Origin of the sequence: Rhodococcus sp. NPDC059968, from assembly GCF_042738615.1 — a bacterium.
Lineage (GTDB): Bacteria > Actinomycetota > Actinomycetes > Mycobacteriales > Mycobacteriaceae > Rhodococcus_F.
In genome coordinates this window covers 183449-205534 of record NZ_JBHWUE010000006.1, presented here as the reverse complement: position 1 = coordinate 205534, position 22086 = coordinate 183449, and the positions used below count along the sequence as shown (strand labels likewise).

At 68.6% G+C, this 22086-nt stretch carries 23 protein-coding genes; 15 read left to right on the top strand and 8 right to left on the bottom strand.

Features of this window, described 5'->3' with window-relative positions; translation table 11 throughout:
- Positions 1 to 701, bottom strand: a 701-nt coding sequence (locus ACFWAY_RS09080) for an aromatic amino acid lyase (RefSeq protein WP_378510487.1), incomplete at its 3' end; no start/stop codon positions are given.
- A 476-nt stretch (positions 702 to 1177) separates the two neighbouring features.
- Between ACFWAY_RS09080 and ACFWAY_RS09075 the strand changes: the two genes are divergently transcribed.
- From ACFWAY_RS09075 to ACFWAY_RS09050, 6 genes are all read left to right on the top strand, one after another.
- Positions 1178 to 1633 (top strand): SRPBCC family protein, encoded by a 456-nt coding sequence (locus tag ACFWAY_RS09075; RefSeq protein WP_378510486.1) that lies wholly within the window; start codon positions 1178 to 1180, stop codon positions 1631 to 1633.
- 34 nt (positions 1634 to 1667) lie between these two features.
- On the top strand, positions 1668 to 2192 hold the full coding sequence (locus ACFWAY_RS09070) for a hypothetical protein (RefSeq protein WP_378510485.1): 525 nt from the start codon (positions 1668 to 1670) through the stop codon (positions 2190 to 2192).
- Positions 2167 to 3204 (top strand): MerR family transcriptional regulator, encoded by a 1038-nt coding sequence (locus tag ACFWAY_RS09065; protein ID WP_378510484.1) that lies wholly within the window; start codon positions 2167 to 2169, stop codon positions 3202 to 3204. Before ACFWAY_RS09070 ends, ACFWAY_RS09065 begins: the two co-directional genes overlap by 26 nt.
- A 62-nt stretch (positions 3205 to 3266) precedes the next feature.
- Complete coding sequence (locus tag ACFWAY_RS09060; protein ID WP_378451845.1) at positions 3267 to 3980, top strand: phosphatidylserine decarboxylase; 714 nt, start codon at positions 3267 to 3269, stop codon at positions 3978 to 3980.
- Complete coding sequence (pssA, locus tag ACFWAY_RS09055; RefSeq protein ID WP_378451844.1) at positions 3977 to 4840, top strand: CDP-diacylglycerol--serine O-phosphatidyltransferase; 864 nt, start codon at positions 3977 to 3979, stop codon at positions 4838 to 4840. The genes ACFWAY_RS09060 and pssA overlap by 4 nt, the downstream gene beginning before the upstream one ends.
- A 27-nt stretch (positions 4841 to 4867) precedes the next feature.
- Positions 4868 to 7051, top strand: coding sequence for an AAA family ATPase (locus ACFWAY_RS09050; RefSeq protein WP_378510483.1), 2184 nt, complete (start codon positions 4868 to 4870; stop codon positions 7049 to 7051).
- A 39-nt stretch (positions 7052 to 7090) separates the two neighbouring features.
- Here the strand turns inward: ACFWAY_RS09050 and ACFWAY_RS09045 are convergent, their stop codons facing one another.
- Positions 7091 to 7843 carry an isocitrate lyase/phosphoenolpyruvate mutase family protein gene (locus ACFWAY_RS09045; protein ID WP_009474832.1) on the bottom strand — a complete coding sequence of 251 codons (753 nt, stop codon included), beginning with the start codon at positions 7841 to 7843 and terminating at the stop codon, positions 7091 to 7093.
- A 112-nt stretch (positions 7844 to 7955) separates the two neighbouring features.
- On the opposite strand from ACFWAY_RS09045, the gene ACFWAY_RS09040 reads away from it, so the two are divergent.
- Positions 7956 to 9293 (top strand): hypothetical protein, encoded by a 1338-nt coding sequence (locus ACFWAY_RS09040; protein WP_378510482.1) that lies wholly within the window; start codon positions 7956 to 7958, stop codon positions 9291 to 9293.
- Here ACFWAY_RS09040 and ACFWAY_RS09035 read toward each other — a convergent pair.
- Complete coding sequence (locus ACFWAY_RS09035; RefSeq protein ID WP_378451841.1) at positions 9290 to 9706, bottom strand: NUDIX domain-containing protein; 417 nt, start codon at positions 9704 to 9706, stop codon at positions 9290 to 9292. The genes ACFWAY_RS09040 and ACFWAY_RS09035 overlap by 4 nt on opposite strands.
- Before the next feature lie 196 nt (positions 9707 to 9902).
- Here ACFWAY_RS09035 and ACFWAY_RS09030 point away from each other — a divergent pair, with 196 nt between their 5' ends.
- Genes ACFWAY_RS09030 through mnhG form a run of 6 tightly spaced genes read left to right on the top strand, consistent with a single transcriptional unit; the run spans position 9903 to position 16095 of the window.
- Entirely contained in the window at positions 9903 to 12737 is a 2835-nt protein-coding gene (locus ACFWAY_RS09030) for a Na+/H+ antiporter subunit A (protein WP_378510481.1), read from the top strand.
- Entirely contained in the window at positions 12734 to 13315 is a 582-nt protein-coding gene (locus ACFWAY_RS09025; RefSeq protein WP_378451839.1) for a Na(+)/H(+) antiporter subunit C, read from the top strand. Before ACFWAY_RS09030 ends, ACFWAY_RS09025 begins: the two co-directional genes overlap by 4 nt.
- Positions 13312 to 14934, top strand: coding sequence for a Na+/H+ antiporter subunit D (locus tag ACFWAY_RS09020; RefSeq protein WP_378451838.1), 1623 nt, complete (start codon positions 13312 to 13314; stop codon positions 14932 to 14934). The genes ACFWAY_RS09025 and ACFWAY_RS09020 overlap by 4 nt, the downstream gene beginning before the upstream one ends.
- Positions 14931 to 15503: a Na+/H+ antiporter subunit E gene (locus tag ACFWAY_RS09015; protein WP_378510480.1), complete on the top strand. Its 573-nt coding sequence runs from the start codon at positions 14931 to 14933 to the stop codon at positions 15501 to 15503. Before ACFWAY_RS09020 ends, ACFWAY_RS09015 begins: the two co-directional genes overlap by 4 nt.
- Positions 15500 to 15760, top strand: a complete 261-nt coding sequence (locus ACFWAY_RS09010; protein WP_005251754.1) for a monovalent cation/H+ antiporter complex subunit F — start codon at positions 15500 to 15502, stop codon at positions 15758 to 15760. The genes ACFWAY_RS09015 and ACFWAY_RS09010 overlap by 4 nt, the downstream gene beginning before the upstream one ends.
- The gene (mnhG, locus tag ACFWAY_RS09005; RefSeq protein WP_005264391.1) at positions 15757 to 16095 is read left to right on the top strand and encodes a monovalent cation/H(+) antiporter subunit G; all 339 of its coding nucleotides are present in this window, start codon (positions 15757 to 15759) and stop codon (positions 16093 to 16095) included. Before ACFWAY_RS09010 ends, mnhG begins: the two co-directional genes overlap by 4 nt.
- On the opposite strand, the gene ACFWAY_RS09000 is transcribed toward mnhG, so the two are convergent.
- From ACFWAY_RS09000 to ACFWAY_RS08980, 5 genes are all read right to left on the bottom strand, one after another.
- The gene (locus ACFWAY_RS09000; protein WP_378510479.1) at positions 16064 to 17347 is read right to left on the bottom strand and encodes a DUF5933 domain-containing protein; all 1284 of its coding nucleotides are present in this window, start codon (positions 17345 to 17347) and stop codon (positions 16064 to 16066) included. The genes mnhG and ACFWAY_RS09000 overlap by 32 nt on opposite strands.
- A gap of 118 nt (positions 17348 to 17465) precedes the next feature.
- Positions 17466 to 18590, bottom strand: a complete 1125-nt coding sequence (locus ACFWAY_RS08995; protein ID WP_378510478.1) for a glutamate--cysteine ligase — start codon at positions 18588 to 18590, stop codon at positions 17466 to 17468.
- 75 nt (positions 18591 to 18665) lie between these two features.
- Positions 18666 to 19367: a superoxide dismutase family protein gene (locus ACFWAY_RS08990; RefSeq protein WP_378451835.1), complete on the bottom strand. Its 702-nt coding sequence runs from the start codon at positions 19365 to 19367 to the stop codon at positions 18666 to 18668.
- A gap of 73 nt (positions 19368 to 19440) precedes the next feature.
- Positions 19441 to 19992 carry a LytR C-terminal domain-containing protein gene (locus tag ACFWAY_RS08985; RefSeq protein ID WP_378451834.1) on the bottom strand — a complete coding sequence of 184 codons (552 nt, stop codon included), beginning with the start codon at positions 19990 to 19992 and terminating at the stop codon, positions 19441 to 19443.
- A 24-nt stretch (positions 19993 to 20016) separates the two neighbouring features.
- A complete protein-coding gene (locus tag ACFWAY_RS08980; RefSeq protein WP_005251738.1) occupies positions 20017 to 20355 on the bottom strand; it encodes a DUF3263 domain-containing protein in 339 nt (112 codons plus the stop codon).
- Between the two features lie 178 nt (positions 20356 to 20533).
- On the opposite strand from ACFWAY_RS08980, the gene ACFWAY_RS08975 reads away from it, so the two are divergent.
- Both ACFWAY_RS08975 and ACFWAY_RS08970 read left to right on the top strand, forming a co-directional pair.
- Entirely contained in the window at positions 20534 to 21124 is a 591-nt protein-coding gene (locus ACFWAY_RS08975; RefSeq protein WP_378451833.1) for a peptide deformylase, read from the top strand.
- On the top strand, positions 21114 to 22079 hold the full coding sequence (locus ACFWAY_RS08970; RefSeq protein ID WP_378510477.1) for a GNAT family N-acetyltransferase: 966 nt from the start codon (positions 21114 to 21116) through the stop codon (positions 22077 to 22079). Before ACFWAY_RS08975 ends, ACFWAY_RS08970 begins: the two co-directional genes overlap by 11 nt.
- The last annotated feature ends 7 nt before the right edge of the window (positions 22080 to 22086 follow it).

The following is a 22086-nucleotide window of genomic DNA, read 5'->3' as shown; positions in this document are numbered from 1 at the left end:
AGCCCCTCCACACTCATCGCCGCCGTCACGTCCGCAAGCGACAGCAGCCCACGCAGATCGTGACACGCCAGCACCAGCATGCCGAGCATGCCGTCGGTGCCGTTGATGAGGGCGAGCCCCTCCTTCTCCTCGAGCACGACGGGTTCGATACCGGCAGCGGACATCGCCTCCGCGGCGGGCTGGAGTTCGCCGTCCGCGTCTCGCACCGTGCCCTCGCCGATCACCGCGAGCGCGACATGGGCCAGCGGCGCCAGATCACCCGAGCATCCGAGGCTGCCGTACTCGTGGACCACGGGTGTGATGCCGGCCGACAGGAGCGACGCGTAGACCTGCGCGACTTCGGGCCGCGCGCCGGTCCTTCCGGTGGCCAGGGTCGACAGCCGCAGCAGCATCAGAGCGCGGACGACCTCGCGTTCCACCTCGGGGCCGTTTCCGGCGGCATGCGAGCGGACCAGACTGCGCTGCAGCTGCGTCCGTAGCGCAGAGGGTATGTGCCGGGTCGCGAGTGCCCCGAAACCCGTCGAGATCCCGTACACGGGCTTCGGATCCTCGGCCAGCGCCTCGATGCGCTTCCGGGTTTCCGCCATGGCCGACATCGCGTCCCGCGAGATCCGCACCGGCGCGCCGAGACGCGCCACCCGGATCACTTCTTCGGCGGAGACCGCTCCGGTTCCGACCACGACAAATTCTTCGGCTCCCACAACCCCCAGTCTCCCCCGGGGCCGGGCGGAGAGTGACGGGATTGCGGGAGCGACGACGGCGTCTACAACCGGCCGCGGAGAGCTTCCTCGATTTCGCGTGGCGTCATCAGACGTTCGAGTTTTTCACTCGGCCACGAGGACGGACGTCCTTGCAATCGGGCTGATTCGAGTAGAGGGAGAGGGCTGCGGTCCCACCGCAGGATCGAATGAACATTCACTACCGATCACTTCCGAACACCGACTCGACAACTTTCCATTTGCGCCATTGCACCGGCGACATTTCGTCGCGCTATTGACTCATCGCCCATCGTGCCCCTTTGGTTACACGGTTTCGATGAGGCGCGCGGAAGTGCTGGAAAACTGCGGTCGGGACGATAATTCAGTGACCTACCGCACACGACTCCGACCCGACCACCTACCATGACGCAAAAGTAATTGTTACCTTACGTATCACCTTCCCTCACAGGAGACAGCCGATGGCAAACATCCTCGAAGCAAGCATCGACATCGACGCGACCCCGCAAGACGTGTGGGCCGTCGTGTCGGATCTGAAGCGGATGGGCGAATGGAGCCCCCAGTGCCGCCAGATGCGCGTCCTCGGTGGCGTCGTCGAAGAGGGCACCAAAACCGTCAACATCAACCGCAAGGGCTTCCTCGTGTGGCCGACCAGGTCGAAGGTCGTGAAATTCCAGCCGAACAAGGCCATCGCGTTCCGGATCCTCGAGAACCGCACCATCTGGTCGTACGAACTCGAGCCGACGGCAGGCGGAACCAAGGTCACCGAGCGCCGCGAAGCCCCGACCGGAACGTCCAAGGTGTCGCAGCTCCTGATCAAGACCGTCCTCGGTGGCAACGACGACTTCGAGGTCGACCTCGTGAACGGCATGAACACCACCCTCGCCCGCATAAAGTCGGCAGCCGAACGCACGTAGTCCGGTTGACCCTCGACCTGGTCGAGGCCTCAGCGTGGTCCGCATGGACACACCGGACGCCGTCATGGCGAGGATCGCGCAGGGTCAGGAACTGGCAGTAGCGGGTGACCGGGAGGGCGCCCGGCGCATCTTCGAGGAGGTGTGGGACGCCCTCGCCGGTCCCGGCGGCGACACACCGGACCCGTTGCACGTCGTCACGCTGGCCCACTACATGGCGGACGTCCAGACCGACCCCGCCGAGGAGCTGCGCTGGGATCTGAGAGCCCTCGCCGCCGCCGACTCGCTGACCGACGACCGAGCTCGGCAGCACCACTCCTCGCTGCGGGTCGCGGGATTCTACCCGTCGCTGCACCTCAACGTGGCGGCCGCTCATCACGCACTCGGCCAGTCGTCCGAGGCACGCCACCATCTCGAGCGGGCCGCACAGAGCTGCGAACACCCCGCCGAAGACGGATATGGACGGATGATCCGCGGGGCCGTCGCGCGACTGCGCGCAGAACTCGACGCCGCAGCTGTCGGACCACAGGGGCAGAGTGCGCACCGTGCTCAGCATCGGTGAACTCGCCCGGACGTCCGGCCTGTCGGTCAGCGCGCTGAGGTTCTACGACAAGGCGGGCGTGCTCACCCCGCACGCGGTGGACCCGCGCACGGGCTACCGCTGGTACACCGACCGGCACGTCGACGCTGCCGTCCTCGTCGCCGCGATGCGCCGGGTGGGTATGCCGGTGAAGGAGATGGCGGCCGTGCTGAGCGGCACGGACGCCCACGGACTCCTCGACCGGCATCTCGGCCGGCTGGAGAAGGGGCTGGACGACGCCCGGCGCGAACTGACGAAAATTCATCGCCTGCTCGACGCGCGAGCGGCGCGGGAGTGCACGGTCGCCCTCCGCACCACCGACCTCCTCACCGCGTTCGACTCGGTCCGGTTCGCCGCCGACGCCGACTCGGAGTTCCCGGTGTTGCGCGGCTGCCTCCTGGAAACGGACCACGACATGCTGCGGCTCGTCACCACCGACCGCTACCGGCTGGCGGTGGGAACGGCGACCGTCCTCGAATCGCCGGACGAACCGATCTCCGCCGTCGTCCCGTGCACGTTCCTGGACGACGCGGCCGGACTGCTGCGTCGCTACGACACGGTGACCGTCGTCGTCGGCTCCGACAGCATCACCCTCCGCTGCGGTGCCGAACAGCTCACCACCCGGCTCGTCGACGGTGCGTTCCCCGACCATCGCAGTCTGTCGCCGCGCGACCGCGGGATCGAACACACCTTCTCCTCGGCGAAGCTTCGAGCACTCCTCACCGACGCAGGCGACCGGGTGGATCTCGGCGTTCTCGAGTCGGGCGAGATCGTCATCGGCAGCCCGGGCACGGAGCAGCCCGTGCGCTTCCATGTGCAGGTGAACGCCGGTTTTCTCCTCGAGGCCGTCGACGCGCTGCCGGGCGCGCAGTTGACGTTCCAGGTGGGTGGACCCATCACACCGCTCGCCATCCGGCCACGATCCATTCACACATCGGACCCCGCGAGTGCGTACTCTCTCCTGATGCCGTTGCAGCCGGTAGCGCTCACGTAACCTGTGAGTGCGGCGCGATGGCGCGCAGCCAGCACGTCCGTCCGACACAGTTAGAGGAGCCCGTGGCACGCAAGCCCACACCCCCCGGAACCCCGCAACCCACGAGCGTCGGGCACATCGTCGACCTCGTCCGCGGAGCAGTTCCGCCCCTGCATCCGGCCGGGCTGCCCTTCGTCCTCGCGCCACTCGGTGTGGCCGTCCTCGGCCGCAAGCGCAAGTGGGTCCGGCGTGGAGCACTGACCTCCGCCGCGGCCTGCGCCGCGTTCTTCCGGCATCCGCACCGCGTTCCGCCGAACCGTGTCGGCGTCGTGGTCGCACCCGCCGACGGCGAGGTCGCGCTCGTCGACTCCGCGGTCCCGCCGTCCGAACTCGACATGGGAACCGAGCCGCTCCCCCGGGTCAGCATCTTCCTGTCCGTGCTCGACGTGCACGTCCAGCGCAGTCCTGTCGGTGGTGAGGTCACGAAGGTCGTCCACCGGCCGGGCCAGTTCCTCTCCGCCGATCTCGCCGACGCCAGCGAGGTCAACGAACGCAACAGCATGCTGCTGCACACCCCGGCGGGCCACGACGTCGCCGTCGTGCAGATCGCCGGTCTGCTCGCCCGCCGGATCGTCTGCGACGCCAAGGTCGGCGACACCCTCCCGATCGGTGACACGTACGGCCTGATCCGGTTCGGCTCCCGCGTCGACACGTACTTCCCGGTGGGCACCACGTTGCTCGCCGAGCGAGGGCAGCGGACGATCGGTGCCGAGACCGTCATCGCTCAACTGCCGTGATCGCCAACGCGAAGCAGCAGCGGAGGGGACGACCCCAGCAGGCGGTCCGGCTCCTGCCGAGCGTGGTCACGATCCTCGCGCTGTGCGCGGGGCTGTCCGCCGTCAAGTTCGCGCTCGACGGCGACCTGGGAACGGCGCTGGCCATGATCGGTGCGGCCGCCGTCCTCGACTCGCTCGACGGTCGGATCGCGCGACTACTCGACGCCACCAGCAAGATGGGCGCCGAACTGGATTCGCTCGCCGATTCCATCTCGTTCGGCGTCGCACCGGCCCTCGTCCTCTACGTCACGCTGCTGGACGGCCAGAGTTTCGGCTGGATCATCGCCCTGATCTACGCGGTGAGCATCGTGCTGCGGCTGGCCCGGTTCAACACGCTCCTCGACGAGGACGACATGCCGGGCTACGCCAACGAGTACTTCACGGGTGTCCCGGCACCGGCGGGTGCACTCGTCGCGCTGACCCCGCTGGCTGCCGCGGCGCAATGGGGCGACGGCTGGTGGTCGTCGTATCCCGTCGTCGTGGCGTGGACCGTGATCTCCGCGGCGCTGATCGTCAGCCGCATCCCCACCCTCGCGCTGAAGACGGTGTCCGTGCCCCCGCGCATGGCGGCCGGTCTCCTCGTCCTCGTGGCGCTCGCGGCGGCGGCCCTGGTCACCTACCCGTACATCCTGTTGATCGCCCTCGTCGCGGTGTACCTTGCGCACATTCCGTTCGCGGTCCATTCGAAGCGGTGGGTGGCCGCGCGGCCCGAGACGTGGGACATCAAGCCGTCCGAGCGGCGTGCCATCCGGCGTCAGCCCGACGCCCGCGGCAGGCGATCGGCCGCACGGCTCGGGCTGCGCCGTCCCCGGGCCCGATAGGTCGCTCCCGCACGTAGGCTCGACGGCGTGACCTCACCGGAACTCGCGCTCACAGTCCGACTGAACACCTCGGCCGCCGACACCCGGCGCGGCGTGGTCCGGCTGCATCCGGAAGCCCTCGCCGCGCTCGGTCTCCGCGAGTGGGACGCGATCGCCCTCGTCGGCGCGCGCCGCACCGCCGCGGTGGCGGGTCGCGCGCCGACCGGAACCCCCACGGGGACTGCACTCCTCGACGACGTGACCCTGTCCAACGCCGGGCTGACCGAGAACAGCACGGTCGTCGTGACACCGGTGACGGTGTACGGCGGGAAGACGGTGACGGTCAGCGGCTCGAATCTGGCCGTGAACTCCGTCTCCGACGTCACCCTGCGTCACGCCCTGCTCGGCAAGGTCCTCACGGTCGGCGACACGGTGTCGCTGCTCCCCCGCGATCTGGGCCCCGGAACCAGTACCGCCCCCGCGACGCAGGCACTGTCCCGGACGTTCGGTGTCGCCTGGACATCCGAGTTGCTCACCGTCACCGGGGTCGACCCGGCCGGTGGTCCGGTGAGCGTGCAGCCCAACACCGCGGTCGGGTGGGGCGAGGGCGTGCGGGCGACGGTGTCCGCGGCTCCGGCCCGGCTACCCGCGCCGCCAGTCCGGCCAGCCGAGGAGGTTCCCCCGGTCCCGGTCGAGGACCTGGTCGGTGCCCACACCCAGGCGGCCAAACTCACCGAGTGGCTCGGACTGGCACTCGACGAACCCGAACTGCTCCGCACACTCGGGGCCTCACCGCATCTGGGCGTCCTGGTGACCGGGCCCGCCGGCGTCGGGAAGGCGACGCTCGCCCGTTCGGTGCTCGCCTCCCGGCGGATCGTCGAACTCGACGGGCCGAGCGCCGGCGCACTGGAAGCCAACTCACGGTTGCAGCGGGTCACCGCGGCGGTCGACGCGATCCGCAGCGGCGGCGTCCTGCTGATCACCGACATCGATGCCCTGCTGCCTGCCACCCCGGAACCGGTGTCGGCGCTGATCGTCGAACAGCTCCGCCGCGCGGTCGACACCGTCGGGGTCGCGTTCGTGGCGACGTCGGCGCACCCGGAGTCGGTCGACACCCGGTTGCGCGGGCAGGACCTGTGCGACCGCGAACTGACCCTGACCCTGCCCGACGGCTCCACCCGCCGGGCGCTGCTGGAACTGCTTCTGCGGAAGGTCCCCACCGACGGCATCGCCCTCGACGCGATCGCGGCCCGCACACCGGGGTTCGTCGTCGCCGACCTCGCCGCACTGTGCCGGGAAGCGGCCCTGCGTGCCGCCTCGCGCGCGGCCAGGAAACCCGTCGACCCGGCGCTCACGCAGGACGACCTGCTCGGCGCGCTCGACGTCATCCGCCCGCTGTCGCGGTCGGGCAGCGAGGAACTCGCGATCGGCAGCGTCACCCTCGACGACGTCGGGGACATGGTGGAGACCAAGCAGGCGCTGACCGAGGCGGTCCTGTGGCCGTTGCAGCATCCGGATTCGTTCGCCCGGCTGGGTGTCGATCCCCCGCGCGGAGTTCTGCTCTACGGTCCCCCCGGCTGCGGCAAGACCTATCTGGTTCGGGCGCTGGCAAGTTCGGGACATCTGAGTGTGCACGCCGTCAAGGGCGCCGAGCTGATGGACAAGTGGGTGGGCGCGTCCGAGAAGGCGGTCCGCGAACTGTTCCAGCGGGCTCGGGATTCGGCTCCGTCGCTGATCTTCCTCGACGAGGTGGACGCCCTCGCGCCCCGCCGCGGCCAGAGCTCCGACGCCGGGGTGTCCGATCGGGTGGTGGCCTCACTGCTCACCGAACTCGACGGCGTCGAACCGCTGCGCGACGTGGTGGTCGTCGGCGCCACCAACCGGCCCGACCTCATCGACCCGGCGTTGCTGCGCCCCGGCCGCCTGGAGCGGCTGGTGTTCGTGCCGCCGCCGGACGGCGATGCCCGCCGCGCGATCCTGCGGACGTCCGGGAAGTCGGTCCCCCTCGCCGCCGACGTCGACCTCGACGCCCTGGCCGACGACCTCGACGGCTACTCGGCCGCCGACTGCTCGGCGCTGCTGCGGGAAGCCGCGCTGGCCGCCATGCGCCGGAACATCGACGCCGCCGACGTCACCGCGGCCGACGTGGCCGAGGCACGCGACAAGGTGCGCCCCTCACTCGATCCCGAGCAAGTGGCGCACCTCAAGGCCTATGCGCTGACGCGCTCGTGAGTACTTGTTAACCGCGGGCGGTTAACAAGTACTCACGGGTCAGGACCAGCGGCCGAGCAGCGTGGCCGCGTGTGCGGCGAGGGCGGCCTGGAAGAACGGGCCGAAGCTCACCCGCGCGACGCCGAGCGGGCCGAAGCTCGCCGGGTCGTCCTGATCGGGCAGACCGATGGCGTTGACGGGCAGCGGCAGCTCCGACGTGAGCCGCTTCTGGGTGGCGTCGTCGTGACGGCCCACGGGGTACAGCACATCGGCCCCGGCCTCGGCGGCGAGCTTCAGCCGCGCGATGGCGCGGTCGACACGGTCGGACTCGTCACCCACCTGCTTCACGAACAGGTCGGTGCGCGCATTCACGACCACGTGGACCCCGGCAGCGTCGGCCGCCTGCCGCAACCCTCCGACGAAGTCGGCGTGCTCCTGCGGTTCGCGGAGACGCCCGCCCTCGCTGTGAACCGTGTCCTCGATGTTCAGCCCCACCGCTCCCGCGCCGATCAGACCCTCGATCAGCCGGGCGGGTTCGAGCCCGTATCCCGATTCGATGTCGACCGACAGCGGCAACTCCACCGCTGCGGTGATCTGCGAGATGCGGTGCAGCAGCTCGTCGAACGTGATCCCCTCGTTGTCGGGCTTGCCGATCGAGTCGGATACCGGGTGGCTTCCGACCGTCAGCGCCTGAAAGCCAGCGGACACAGCCAGATTCGCGGACCAGGCATCCCACACGGTGGGCAGGATGACGGGGTTGCCGGGCTGGTGCAGCCCCAGCAGGGTGGTGGCCTTCTCGTTGATCGACGTCATAGGTGGGCTCCTCGCCTCGGTTGTATTCGATCGGAGTCGTTCTCGGGCACGCCTTCGGTGCCAACGCCGGGTTCGCCATTTCCATTCCTACCCGCTCGAGTACCGTGAGCGAATGGACTTCCGGGAACCTCTGTCGGCCGCGGCTGCTCTCGCGTCCGGTGCACTGGCCGGTTTCGTCCTCACCAATCCCCGCAACCGGGCCTGGACGATCAACGCTTCCGATCGGGAGATCGACCGTTGGCTGAGCAGCCAGCCCACGGGTGTGGTGGTGGCCCTCGTTCTCGCCGTCATCGCGGTGGCGGGTCTGCAGCGGTCCGGCTCCCGGCGGGTGTCGTGGATCCTGGCGGCTGCGTGCGCGCTCGCCCTGATCGGCGCGCGCTGGGTGGTGCCGCATGCCGGCGGCGTGGACACGCTGATCGCCCTGCATTTCGCCAAGACCGCGACTGCCGGGTTCCTGCTGGGCGCGGCGGTCGCCGCGGTGTGGGGTCGCTGGGTTTCGCAGCTGGCGCTGACTCTCGGTGTCGCGAGCGCGTTCCTCCTCGCGAGTGTGCAGCGACTGCCGCGCGGCGACACCGCGTATGTCGAGCCCGCGAGTATGAGCACCTCCGCGATCGGCGAACCCCCGCAGTGGCTGCTGATCGGAGTGCTCGTGCTCGCGCTCGCGTCGGCGGTGGTGGCGCGCTCGCAGTTCCGGGTGCAGCGTCTCGACCGGAAGTCCCTGCTGACCGCGCTGGTCGGCGCCCTGGCTCTCGCCTTGCTCAACCGGTTGCTCGGGGCGTGGATCGACGATCAGGAATTCGGCGAACCCCTGACGGTCTGGCTGATCGTGGCGTTCTCGCTCGCCGTGATTCTGACGGCCACGGTGCTGATCGCACGCCGGTTCCCGGGGATCGACGGACGCTTCCTCCTCGCCGCGACCGGTGTCACCGCCGCGGCCGTTCTCGTCCTCGACGACCTCCGGACCCCGCGGGTGACGACGCCCGCGGCGGCGTTGCTGGCGGTCGGCGTCGTCGCTCTTGCCGCGGGAATCGCGGTGGCGGTCCGGGTCCCGCCGAAGTGGCGGCGCCCGCAGTGGGGGCTCGGCCTGGCCGCCGTCGTTCCGCTGCTCGCCGCCGCCTGGCCCGACTTCGGCAACGACGGCGTCGCACTGCTGATCCGGCTGGCCGTGCTGGGTTGCGGCACGGGTTTCGCGCTCGCCGCCGCTCTGCCGGGGTCGGCGCCCGTCGCGGTCCTCGGTTTCGCGTTGCCGTTCGCGTCGCTGGTGTTCGTGGCGGCGACCACCGTTCCCCGCAGCCGGGTGGTCTACTCGGGCGCGAGCACCGAACACCTGCCGTCGTCGCCTGCCTCGACCGCCGCGTCCGACCATCTCGTCGGCTTCGTGATGCTGCTCGTCGTCGCGTTCTGCATCTACTCGGTGCACGAGCGGCGCAGTACCCCGGACGACACCTAGTCGAGGAGGCCGAGCGACTGCAGCCGGCGGAACACGAGCATCGAGCCGGGCGCGACGTCGGGCATGGCCGCGTATTCGTCGACGGTGAAGTACCGCAGTTCGGCGATCTCGCTGGTCGGCCGCGGCTCGGCGCTCAGTTCGGCGAGGAAGCAGGTCATGTGCAGGTCGGTGCCCGCGGGATGACCGTACGCGGGCGCTTCGAAGACCCCCAGATGTTCGAGCGTCCCGTCGACGATTCCGGCGTCGAGTTCCTCCCGGATCTCGCGGTGCAGAGCCTGTTCGGCGTTCTCACCCTGATCGATTTTTCCGCCGGCCATGTAGAAGGCCGTCTTCCCCACCGATCGGGTCTGGAGGAGTTTCCGGTCGCGGATGTGGGCGAGCGCGGCGGTTCGGATTTCGGCAGGCACCGTCACAAGATAGAACAGTCCGGCCGGCCGCCCATAACACAATGCGCCCCATTAGTCCGATTTGCCGCGATTGTGAGTCCGAATAACCGACCCAGTAGGATGTACCCCGTAGCCCAGTTCGCTAGCTAAGCGAACGGTCTACACGACTCGGTTCGTTTCGTTCCGACACCCCGCCGCCCGCTGACCCCCGACGGAGTGCCTTTTGCTTGCTGTTCTGCTCGCCCATGCCGTTGCCGCCGTTCTGGCTCCGCTTGTGGTGCGCAAGTTCGGCCGCAACGGTTTCTACCCCCTCTCCCTCGTCCCGCTGGCGTCACTCGGATGGGTGATCGCTAACTGGGGCACGGAACAGACCGTGTCCATCGTGTGGGCTCCGGGCCTGTCGATGGACCTGGACTTCTGGTTCGATCCGCTCGCCGCGATCATGTCGGTGCTGGTGCTGGGCATCGGCACGCTGATCCTGGTCTACTGCGCGCGCTACTTCACCGACGACGAACCCCGGCTCGGCATCTTCGCCGCCGAGATGGTGGCATTCGCCGGGGCCATGTTCGGCCTCGTCGCCAGCGACAACATGTTGCTGCTGTACACGTTCTGGGAACTGACGACGGTCCTGTCGTTCCTGCTGGTCGGGCATTACGCCGAACGCGCGTCGAGTCGCCGGGCCGCGACGCAGGCGCTGCTCGTCACCACCGCGGGTGGTCTGGCCATGCTGGTCGGCATCATCATCCTCGGCCAGGTGAGTGGCACGTACAACCTGTCCGAACTGATCGAAATCGCGCCGCGCGGTTGGCTCGCCGGCGTCGGCGTCGTGCTGGTCCTCATCGGTGCCCTGTCGAAATCCGCGATCGTCCCGCTGCACTTCTGGCTGCCCGGAGCGATGGCCGCCCCGACCCCGGTCAGCGGCTATCTGCACGCCGCGGCCATGGTGAAAGCCGGCATCTATCTCGTGGCCAGACTGTCGCCCGGTTTCGCCGACTCGGCGCCCTGGCGATTCACGATCATCACGCTCGGCCTGCTGACGATGGTCCTCGCCGGGTGGCGGGCGATGCGCGCCTTCGACCTCAAACTGGTGCTCGCGTTCGGCACCGTCAGCCAGCTCGGTTTCATGATGGTGCTCGTCGGTCTCGGCACCCGCGACGCCGCGCTCGCCGGCATGACGATGGTCGTCGCCCACGCGATGTTCAAGGCCGCGCTGTTCATGGTGGTCGGCATCATCGACCACACGACGGGCACCCGCGACATCCGCAAACTCGCGCACCTCGGTGACCGTGCCCCCACGCTCACGGTCGTCGCCGCGCTCGCCGCGGCGAGCATGGCCGGGCTTCCCCCGTTCCTCGGGTTCGTCGGCAAGGAAGCCGCATTCGACTCCCTGCTGAGCACGACCGTCCTCGCCGACCCGGCGCGGATCGTCACCGTCGGCGTCGTGGTGTTTGGTTCGATCCTGACGCTCGCCTACAGCGTGCGCTTCATGTGGGGCGCCTTCGGTCGCAAGCGGCTCGCGCGGCCGAGCCCGGCCGTGCAGGGCATGCACGCACCCGGACCGTTGTTCCTCGCCGCGCCCGCCGTTCTCTCGGTACTGAGCCTGGCGGCGGGACTCGCGGCGCCGCAGCTCGAGAAGCTGCTGACGCCGTACTCGCGCACCCTGCCCGCCGAGGGCGTCTCCGACTATCACCTCGCCCTGTGGCACGGCGTGAACACCGCTCTGCTGCTCACCCTGCTGGTGTTCGCCGTCGGCACCGCGCTCTTCGTGGCGCAGCGGTGGGTCAATCGCTTGCGGTTCGAGCATCCGCCGCTCGGCAACGCCGACCGCATCTACGACGCGACGCTGCGCGGCATGGACGCCCTCTCGATGCGGCTGACCGGCGCCACCCAGCGCGGTTCGCTCCCGCTGACGCAGGCCACCATCCTCGGCACCCTCGTGGTGGTGCCGCTGGTGCTGCTCGTCGTCGGGACGAATACGGGCGCCGACGTCCGGTTGTGGGATTCGCCGGTGCAGTTCGTGATCGGGCTGATGATGGTCGCGGCCGCGCTCGCCGCGACCGTGATGCGCAACCGTCTGGCCAGCGTGATCCTCGTCGGTCTCAGCGGCTACGGCTGCGGTGTGCTGTTCGCCCTCCACGGCGCCCCCGACCTCGCGCTCACCCAGTTCCTGGTGGAGACGCTGACGCTCGTCATCTTCGTTCTCGTGTTCCGGAAACTGCCCGCCGAGGTGGACGAGCGCCGGGCGATCGGATTCAAGATTCCGCGGGCACTGCTGGCGGTCGCGGTCGGTGCCACCATCACCACGATCGGCGCGTACGCCATCAATGCGCGGAACTCGGTGCCGATCTACGAGCGACTCCCCGACGCGGCGTACTACCTCGGCAACGGCAAGAACGTCGTCAACGTCCTGCTCGTCGACATCCGTGCCTGGGACACGCTCGGTGAGATCTCGGTGCTGCTGGTGGCGGCCACGGGTGTCGCGAGCCTGGTGTTCCGCAACCGCCGCTTCGGCAGCGCACCCCGAGTGTCCGACGCTCCCGCGGTCACGGCCGATTCGTCGGCGTCGCATTCCGAGACCACGTGGCTGCTCGGCGGCGACCTCATCGATCCGAAACACCGGTCGCTGGTCCTCGAGGTGACGACCCGGCTGATCTTCCCGACCATCATGGTGTTGTCGGTCTACTTCTTCTTCGCCGGTCACAACGCGCCCGGCGGCGGGTTCGCCGGCGGCCTCACGGCCGGTCTCGCGCTGGTCCTGCGGTACCTCGCGGGTGGACGGTACGAACTCGGCGAAACCGTCCCGATCGACGCGGGCAAGATCCTGGGCCTCGGACTCACACTTGCCGCGGGCACTGCGCTGGCGTCGCTGTTCTTCGGCGCACCGGCGCTCTCCTCCGCGGTGTTCGAGGTGACGCTGCCGCTGGTCGGCCACGTCAAGATGGTCACCGCCCTGTTCTTCGACCTGGGTGTGTATCTCATCGTGGTCGGGCTCGTACTCGACGTGCTCCGCAGTCTCGGGGCGCGTCTCGACGCACAGATCGAGGTGAACCAGCGATGAGCGCGAACATCGGATTTCTCGTCATCATCGGCGTCCTGGTGTCGACCGGCGTCTACCTGCTCATCGAGCGCAGCATCACCCGCATGCTGCTCGGGTTGTTGCTGTTCGGCAACGGCATCAACCTGCTGATCCTCACGTCCGGCGGTTCGGACGGCAATCCGCCCATCGTCGGCCGTGAGTCGATTCACGAGTCGATGGCCGACCCGCTGGCGCAGGCGATGATTCTGACCGCGATCGTCATCACGATGGGCATCGCCGGCTTCGTGCTCGCGCTCGCGTATCGGTCGTTCAAGATCACCACGCAGGACGCCGTCGAGAACGACCCCGAGGACACCAAGGTCCTGCGGCGCCGGTCGCCCGCCGAGGCCCCCGACCGCGACCGTTCCGACGACCCGGTCACCGGCGAGCCGAGTTTCAGCGGCGACGCATTCGACAAGGACGGAAACCCTATTCCCCTGGAAGAGCTGAAGAACCTCGAAGACCTCGAATGCTACGAAGACCTGCACGAGGGTGACTTCGACGACGACGAGGACTCCGACAAGGACTCCGACAAGGCCGGGATCGGGGAGAGGTCGTGACCATTTCCCCGCACATCATCACGGCCCTCGCGCCGCTGCCCGTCCTCGTCCCGATGCTCGCCGCCGCGGCCACGCTGGTGCTCGGCCGGCGTCCGCGGGCCCAGCGGATCATCACGCTCGTCGCGTTGATCGGCGTCCTCGTCGTGTCGGGACTGCTGCTGTACCTGGCCGACCGCGACGGGACGACGGCCATTCAGGTGGGTGGCTGGGATTCACCGATCGGCATCACGCTGGTAGTCGACCGGCTGTCCGCGATGATGCTGGTGGTCTCGTCGATCGTGCTGCTCGCCGTCATGGCGTACGCCGTGGGTCAGGGTATCCGCGACGGCAGCGAGGACCAGCCCGTCTCGATCTTCCTGCCGACGTATCTGGCGCTGACGGCGGGCATCTCGAACGCGTTCCTGGCGGGCGACCTGTTCAATCTGTACGTCGGTTTCGAGGTGCTCCTCGCCGCCAGCTTCGTGCTGCTGACGCTCGGTGCGAGCGCCGACCGTGTCCGTGCGGGTGTGTCGTACGTGATGGTGTCGATGGTGTCGTCGCTGATCTTCCTGGCGGGCATCGCGTTCGCCTACGCGGCCACCGGAACCCTCAACCTCGCCGACATGGCCACCCGCCTCGACGGCATCCCGTCCGGCACGCGCACCGCCATCTTCGGTGTGCTACTCGTGGCGTTCGGCATCAAGGCGGCGGTGTTCCCGCTGTCGACGTGGCTGCCCGACTCCTACCCCACCGCGCCCGCACCCGTCACCGCCGTGTTCGCCGGCCTGCTCACCAAGGTGGGTGTGTACGCGATCATCCGCGCACACACGCTGCTCTTCCCGGAGGGCGAACTCGACAACGTGCTGATGGTGTGCGGCCTCCTGACGATGCTCGTCGGCATCCTCGGTGCGATCGCGCAGAGTGACATCAAACGTCTGCTGTCCTTCACGCTGGTCAGCCACATCGGGTACATGGTGTTCGGTATCGCGCTGTCCACCCAGTCGGGGCTCTCGGGCGCCATCTACTACGTGGCCCACCACATTCTGGTGCAGACCACGCTGTTCCTGGTGGTCGGTCTGATCGAACGCCAGGCCGGGTCGTCGTCGTTGCGTCGCCTCGGCGGACTCGCCGCGGCGAGCCCCGTCCTGGCCATCGTGTTCCTCGTCCCGGCCCTCAATCTCGGTGGCATTCCCCCGTTCTCCGGGTTCATCGGCAAGGTCGCGCTGTTGCAGGCCGGTTCGGCGGACGCGAGCGCGCTGGCGTGGATCCTCGTCGCCGGCGGAACCCTCACCAGCCTCCTCACGCTGTACGTCATGGCACGCGTGTGGACCAAGGCGTTCTGGCGCGCCCGCGCCGACGCCCCCGAGGGTGACCTCGCGGACGTCAGCCCGTCGGCGCTGCTCGACGAATCCGAGGCCGACATCGCGTTCGACGACCGCGCCGACGTGGGCCGCATCCCCGCGATGATGCTCATCCCCACCGTCGCCCTCGTCGGCGTGGGGCTGGCGATGACGGTGTTCGCCGGCCAGATCATCCAGATCAGCGATCGCGCGGCGAGTGATCTGCAGAACCGGTCCATCTACATCGACGCCGTCCTCGGCGGGCACCCCGGCGGCGAAGCGCAGGAGGCACCGCGATGAAACGCGAGAGACTTCTCCAGTTCGGCGCGCTGCTGTGGCTGATGGCGGTGTGGATCCTGTTGTGGGGCAACGTCAGCTGGGGCAACATCCTCGGCGGGCTCGCCGTCGGCGCGATCATCATGGTGCTCATGCCGCTGCCGCGGGTGCCCGTGGAGGGCCGGGTGCACGTCCTGCCGCTGCTCCGGCTGGCCGTGATGTTCGTGTACTACTCGCTCCAGTCCAGCCTCCAGATCGCGTGGCTCGCACTCCGGCCCGGGCCGCCGCCCGTCACCGGGGTCCTGCGGTACCAACTGGGGATCAAGTCGGACCTCGTCCTGACCCTGTGCATCGACGTCCTGAACCTCATTCCGGGCACCATGGTCCTCGAGATCGACCAGGTTCGGCGGATCGTCTACGTGCACGTACTGGACATGGGCTCGCAGAAGGCGGTCAGCCAGTTCTACCGCACGGTCGCGCAGTTGGAACGGTTGTTCATCGAGGCGTTCGAACGCGACTCCGACTGGAAACCGAGCCCCTGGCACAACCGCGACCTGCACTACGACGACCCCACTCAGGAGGGCAGCTCATGACAGTCGTATCGGTCATATCCGGGATCATCCTGGTCGTCGCCGGGGTCCTGACCACGTTCCGGCTTCTCGACGGGCCCAACTCGCTGGACCGCCTCGTCGCCCTGGACACCCTGATCGCGCTCGCGATGTGCGGGCTCGCCGTGTGGGCCGCGTACACCGGCGACACCACGATCGTGCCCGCCATCGTCGCGCTGTCGTTGGTGGGGTTCATCGGTTCGGTGTCGGTGGCCCGGTTCCGGGTGAGTGACAAGTCGTGACCACCGTTCTGAACGTCATCGGGGCCACGCTCATGCTGTGCGGCTCGCTGCTCGCACTGACGGCCGCCATCGCCATCGTGCGATTCCCGGACACCCTGCGCCGCATGCACGCCGCCACCAAACCGCAGGTGGTCGGTCTCATCATGGTTCTCGCGGGCGCCGTCCTCGAACTGCGTGGCAACGTCGACATCTGGATGCTGATCCTCGTCGGCATCTTCACCCTGTTCACCGCGCCGGTCATCGCACACAGTGTCGGCCGGGTGGCGTACCGGGAGCAGCGAGATCAGGACGGGCTGTTGATGATCAACGAGTTGGAGCCGCCAGAACGTCCGTGACCGCCGCCTTCGCGCCGCTGCCCCACCGCGCGAGTGCGGTCTCGGGCCGGGCGAAGAACGTCGCGTAGAACCCGAGGCTCATCGCGGCGAGGGCACCGAGGACGAGCGGTCCGGACACCTCGGGGAATCGGCCCATCGGCACGGCGAGGTAGCGGTAGCTGAGCAGCAGTCCGGCCAGCACCAGCGCACCGCCTCCGACGAGGCGGACCCGGAACCAGCCCCACCCCCGTTCGGGGTCGCGCAACGCGGATTCGATGGTCAGGCACAGGACGGCTCCGGCGACCAGGTCGACGCCGTAGTGGTAGCCGAACCCGAGGGTCGCCGTCAGCGTGCACACCAGCCAGAACGTGCCGCCGAGGCGCAGCCACCAGGCGCCCTGCCGGGAGTGGATGAACAGGGCGAGGGCCCACGCCGTGTGCATGCTCGGCATACAGTTGCGGGGCGTCACCGAATCGAACGACATCGGTTCGGGCGCGAAGTCGGGTGTCGGGACAAGGTTGGGCCAGTAGTCGCTGACCTGGAACCCCTGCCCTTCGGAGCCGAACGCGAAGATCGGTCCGACCACCGGGAACAGCACGTAGAACACGGGACCGATCAGACCGATCAGCAGGAACGTGCGCACCAGGTAGTGCGACGGCCAGCCGTTCCGCAGCTGGTAGACGGCCACCGCGATGGCCGCGACCGGCAGTTCGATGTAGACCCAGTGGAGGATGCCGTAGCCGACGGGACCGAGGGCGTCGACGAACTGCCCCAGGTGCCACGACGGGCTGCCCAGCGCGTGGTCGGCCAGTTGGGCGTATTCGTCGAGAACCATCGGCCCGGCCATGATGGTGACCTGCAGCCAGGCGTCGCCGAACTTGGTCGCGAGTATCAGCAGCGCACCGAGGGCGACACCCTTGAGGGCGCTGTGCCGCTGGTCGCCGGTCCAGCGGACCGCCGCGTACACACCCACCGCCGTGAGTACCCAGGTCGCGCCGTTTCCGACGGTCAGCGGGCCACCGGACAGGTAACGCACCCCAGCGACCACGACGTCGATACCGGCTGCGGCGGAGAGCGCGAGAACGCGCTGGCGATTGGTGAGCCCGACCATTGCGAGCGCGAGGCCGGCCCACGGGACGGACGCCGACTTGGGGGTCAGGACGTAGTCGTGGAACAGGCTTTCGAGGGGGCCCTGGAATCCCTGTGTGGACGCGACCACTTGGACCACCACCAGCAGGATTGCGACGCCCAGCGCCCCGCCGGCCACGAACATGCGGGAACGATCGACGGGCCCACCCGGCCGTATAACGGCAACATCGTCGATCGACACTCGCCAAGTGTAAACAACACGTGAACGGGAGGTGGACGAGTGCCCTGTCCGAGACCGTGATTCAGGTCCCGAGTTCCTTCACCAGCGCATCGACCACGGCCACCAGGTCACCGCCGGTCGCCTCCGCGACCTGACGTTGCCGCTGGTAGGACGCGCCCCGGCGGGGAATCTCGGCCACCGCGGCCAATTCGTCCGCGCAGCCCAGACGCACCGCGGTCGGGGCCAGCTTCTCGAGCAGGTCGTTCAGGTCGTCGGTGACGAGCCGCTCGTTGCTGTCCTCGTCGAGAATGATCTCGGCGTCGAGCCCGTACCGCGCGGCCCGCCACTTGTTCTCCTTCACGTGCCACGGCTGCAGGTTGGGCAGGTTCTCGCCCGCCTCGAAACGCCGGTCCAGGTCGACGATCAGGCAGTGCACGAGCGCGACGAGGGAACTGAGTTCGGCGCGGGTGGAGATGCCGTCGAAGACGCGAACCTCGATGGTGCCCCACCGTGGCGCCGGCCGGATGTCCCAGTGCATACCGCCGATCTTGGTAATCACGCCGGTCTTCATCTGGTCGCTGATGAAATCCTCGTACTGCCCCCAGCTCGCGAACTGGTACGGCAGTCCCGCGGTGGGGAGTTGCTGGAACATCAGCGCGCGATTGCTCGCGTACCCCGTGTTGACGCCCGCCCACATCGGTGAGGACGCGGACAGCGCGAGCAGATGCGGGTACCGCTGCAGCAGCGCGTTGAGGATCGGGAACACCTTCTGCGGTGAGGACACACCGACGTGGACGTGCACACCCCAGATGAGCATCTGACGGCCCCACCACTGGGTGCGTTCGATCAGCTCGTCGTAATCCGGTGTGCGCGTGACCAATTGGGTCGACCACTGCGCAAACGGGTGCGTCCCCGCACAGATCAGATCGACGCCGAGCGGGTTCGCCGCCCGCCGCAACAGGTCGAGTGACTCGCCGAGGTCGTCCATCGCCTCACCGACGGTGGAGTGGATACCGGTGACGAGTTCGACAGTGTTGCGCAGCAACTCCTTGGTGATCCGCGGATCCTCGGGACCGGCGAGATTCGCCACCGCGTCGAATACCTCCGCGGCCGTATTGGAGAGATCCCGCGTGACCCTGTCGACCAGCGCGATCTCCCACTCGACACCCAGCGTCGGCCGCGGCGAACCGGGAAAAGGAACTACCACGGCTTCGATCCAACCACAGGCCGCAGTGCGCGGCAGCGTACCGACATCCCGGCCGGAGCCGGGATGTCACGCGACTCAGCTGGCGCCGATGACACCGCAAGCCACCCGGGAACCTGCGTCCCCGGTGTTCAGGGTTTCCTGATCGGGGGCGGGTGCGTAACGGGTGGGGATGTTGGCGAAATTGTCGGGACCCGAGTGGATCATGACAGCGGTGCCGCTGTCGCCGTTCTTCAGGTCCTCGACCGTGAACGCGTCGGTGCTGGTGACCAACTCGGCCGTGCCGTCGGCCAGAACCTGCAGCGAGGTGAGATCGCCGCTCGCGGGGTGCCCCGAGTGGCCCTCGGCCTGGAAGTGCCCGCCCGCGGACAGGAAGTTTCCAGGCGCACCGCCGGTCGGCGCAACGGAGTTCGTCTCGCATTTACCGACGGAATGCACGTGGAAACCGTGGAATCCGGGCGTCTGATCCTTGACGGAAACGGTGATCTCGACGTGGCTGCCGGCCTGTTTGAACGTGGCGGTGCCCACGTCTTCGCCTTCCGCGTTCTTCAGCGTCGCGCTGAGCGCGCCACTCTCCGCGGACTCACCCGAGCCGCTCTCGGCGTCGCCGGGAACACCTGCGGCACTGGGATCGGCGGCACCGGTCCAGACGGGAGGCGTGGTGCCGGGAACGTCGGTCGGCCCCTCGTTGTTACTGCAGGCGGTCAGTCCGAGTGCTGCAATGGCCACCACCGGGGTGACAATGCGCCAGGACATCCGACGGGAAGAACTCGAGGCCATCAAACCGCTCCTTTGAGGTGGCGAAGAAGTGCATCTGATCATAACCGCGTCGACGGTGCACCGACCGTCCGGTCTACTGCGCGGAGGTGACGATGACGATCACACCGGCAGACGAATTCGCGATACCCGGGAACCGCGGCTGGGCCGACACCCCGAGCTGCGCGGCGATCTCCGTGGCCGCTTCCTTCTCGGCGGCGGAAGTCCCGTAGTACACAGTGGTTTCGGAGATGGTGCCGTCGCTGTAGTTGCCGGTTTCCGACACCGTCCACCCCGAGGACATCAGTTCGGTGGCCGTCTGGCTCGCGAGACCGGTGACGTTGCTGTTGTTGAGCACCCGCACCGGGACCGACGCCGCATCGGCGGACTTCGAAGTACTCGAGGCACCGGACGTGGTGCTCGCCGCGGACGTCGAGGTGGCGCCCGCCGCTCCGGCTGCTGTCGTCGAGCGCGCGGCAGCGGTGGTCGTGGCGGCCGCCGTAGTCGTGACGGTGGCTGCGGTCTCCTCCGAGTCCGAACCCCCGAGCGAGGCGAACCCGAGACCCGCGAACAGAATCGCGAGGGCGATCAGCACCATCGCGAGGGCACGTAACGGCGGGCCGGACGATTCGGGTTTCGGAGTACTCACGATGTCGACCTTAGCGACCGGGTGCTACGTGACGTCGAACCCGAGGCGACGCGCGGCGCGGGCCTTCTGCCTACTCGCGCGCAGCCGTCGCAGCCGCTTCACGAGCATCGGGTCGGCTGCGAGTGCCTCCGGCCGGTCCACCAGCGCGTTGAGAACCTGGTAGTACCTGGTGGCGGACATGTCGAACAGTTCTTTGATCGCTTCTTCCTTCGCGCCGGCGTACTTCCACCATTGGCGCTCGAAGGACAGGATGTCGTGCTCCCGACGCGAGAGGCCGTCGTCGCCGACGTCCTTGACCCCTGCCGAGTTGTCGCCGTCGGTGCGCTCGGACTGGTTCCGACTACGCGCTGTTGCGCCGTCCATCTCACTCCTCGACTACTAGCTCTCGCTCGACCTCAGCGAAACCACGTTCCCCCGGCTCCTCGATCGCGTGGCCGACCGAGCAACGAATTACACCGCTGTACTTCAGCGACTATTCAACCATGGCGAACGCCGCGGGCAGTGCGAACGGCTCGGACGCGCCGCACTATCCTTGACGACCATGGCCATCCTCCCCATCCGGATCGTGGGCGACCCGGTATTGCACGAACCGACCGAGGCAGTGTCCCAGTCACCTGCGGAACTCGCTGAGATCATCGCCGACATGTACGACACGATGGACGCCGCCAACGGCGTCGGGCTCGCCGCCAACCAGGTCGGCCTGCCGCTGCGGTTGTTCGTCTACGACTGCCCGGACGTCGACGGGAACGGCACGGCGCTCCGCCGCCGGGGTTGCGTCGTCAACCCGGTTCTCGAAACGTCGGAACGACCCGAGACCATGCCGGATCCGGACGACGACGTCGAGGGCTGCCTGTCGGTACCGGGTGAGCAGTTCCCCACCGGACGGGCCGAGTGGGCGAAGGTCACCGGCACCGACGCCGAGGGCACCGCCGTCGAGATCGAGGGAAACGGCTTCTTCGCACGCATGCTGCAGCACGAGGTCGGTCACCTCGACGGCTTCCTCTACGTCGACATGCTGGTCGGCCGCAACGCGCGCGCCGCCAAGAAGACCATCAAACGCGCCGGCTGGGGCGTTCCCGGTCTCAGCTGGGTGCCGGGAACGGTCGAAGACCCGTTCGGGCATGACGACTGACATTCCGCTCGGAAGCCGGGTGGTGCTGCGATATCAGCTGCCGCCCGGCCACAGCCATCCGATGACCGACGTCATCGGGGTGCTGGAGAGCGTCGAACCGGCGGTGGTCGTCCGCGCCGCGGACGGCTCCGTCGTCGAGGTGGAGCCGGAGCGGGTGGTCGCGCTGAAGGCCGTCCCCGCGCGACCGGTGCGCGCGAGCGAGATCCGGTCCCTCGAACTGGCCTCCGCCGACGGCTGGCCGGGTGTCGAGCACGCGTGGATCGACGGGTGGCTCGCCCGCTACGGTCACGGCTTCACCGGACGTGCCAACTCGGCGGCACCGCTCGGCGACCGAGGGTGGGTCGGAAGCCTGGACGACGCCTCCCCCGGCGGCACGCTCGACCGTCTACGCGAGTGGTACGCCGACCGCGACCGCCCGCTGCGGTTGCTGATCCCCGACCGGCTGGGTGAGGTACCGCTGGGCTGGAACGTCAGCGACGAAGTGGTTGTGATGGCGGCCGACATCGACAACCTGTCGCTGCCCGAGGGCCCACGGACCACCACCGTCACCGATCACCCCGACCCGGACTGGCTCGCCCTCTACCGCTACCGCGGGTCCGCGCTCCCCGACTTCGCGGTCGACGTGCTGGACTCGGTCCGCGGCGGCACTCTCGGGTTCGGCCGGATCGGCGCCGCCGACTCGTCACTTCTCGCCGTCGCCCGCGGATCCGTCACGTCCGCGCCCGACGACCGCCGGTGGGTCGGGCTCACCGCGGTCGAGGTGGCGGAGGCTCACCGCCGCCACGGAATCGGCAGCCTCGTCTGCGGCGACATGATCAACTGGGGACGCGAACACGGCGCGACCCACGCGTGTCTGCAGGTCGCCGTCGAGAACGAGGGTGCGCAGGCGATGTACCGCAACCTCGGCTTCGTGGCGCACCACCGGTACCGCTACGCCACCGAACCTGTCGGCTGACGACCTG

What these genes read in the sequence shown, in the direction of transcription:
- ACFWAY_RS08975 (WP_378451833.1), top strand. Translation starts at nt 20,534, where the DNA reads ATGGCCATCCTCCCCATCCGGATCGTGGGCGACCCGGTATTGCACGAA.
- ACFWAY_RS08990 (WP_378451835.1), bottom strand. Translation starts at nt 19,367, where the DNA reads ATGGCCTCGAGTTCTTCCCGTCGGATGTCCTGGCGCATTGTCACCCCG.
- ACFWAY_RS09075 (WP_378510486.1), top strand. Translation starts at nt 1,178, where the DNA reads ATGGCAAACATCCTCGAAGCAAGCATCGACATCGACGCGACCCCGCAA.
- ACFWAY_RS09040 (WP_378510482.1), top strand. Translation starts at nt 7,956, where the DNA reads ATGGACTTCCGGGAACCTCTGTCGGCCGCGGCTGCTCTCGCGTCCGGT.
- ACFWAY_RS09000 (WP_378510479.1), bottom strand. Translation starts at nt 17,347, where the DNA reads ATGTTCGTGGCCGGCGGGGCGCTGGGCGTCGCAATCCTGCTGGTGGTG.
- ACFWAY_RS09025 (WP_378451839.1), top strand. Translation starts at nt 12,734, where the DNA reads ATGAGCGCGAACATCGGATTTCTCGTCATCATCGGCGTCCTGGTGTCG.
- ACFWAY_RS09015 (WP_378510480.1), top strand. Translation starts at nt 14,931, where the DNA reads ATGAAACGCGAGAGACTTCTCCAGTTCGGCGCGCTGCTGTGGCTGATG.
- ACFWAY_RS09010 (WP_005251754.1), top strand. Translation starts at nt 15,500, where the DNA reads ATGACAGTCGTATCGGTCATATCCGGGATCATCCTGGTCGTCGCCGGG.
- ACFWAY_RS09045 (WP_009474832.1), bottom strand. Translation starts at nt 7,843, where the DNA reads ATGACGTCGATCAACGAGAAGGCCACCACCCTGCTGGGGCTGCACCAG.
- ACFWAY_RS08980 (WP_005251738.1), bottom strand. Translation starts at nt 20,355, where the DNA reads ATGGACGGCGCAACAGCGCGTAGTCGGAACCAGTCCGAGCGCACCGAC.
- ACFWAY_RS08970 (WP_378510477.1), top strand. Translation starts at nt 21,114, where the DNA reads ATGACGACTGACATTCCGCTCGGAAGCCGGGTGGTGCTGCGATATCAG.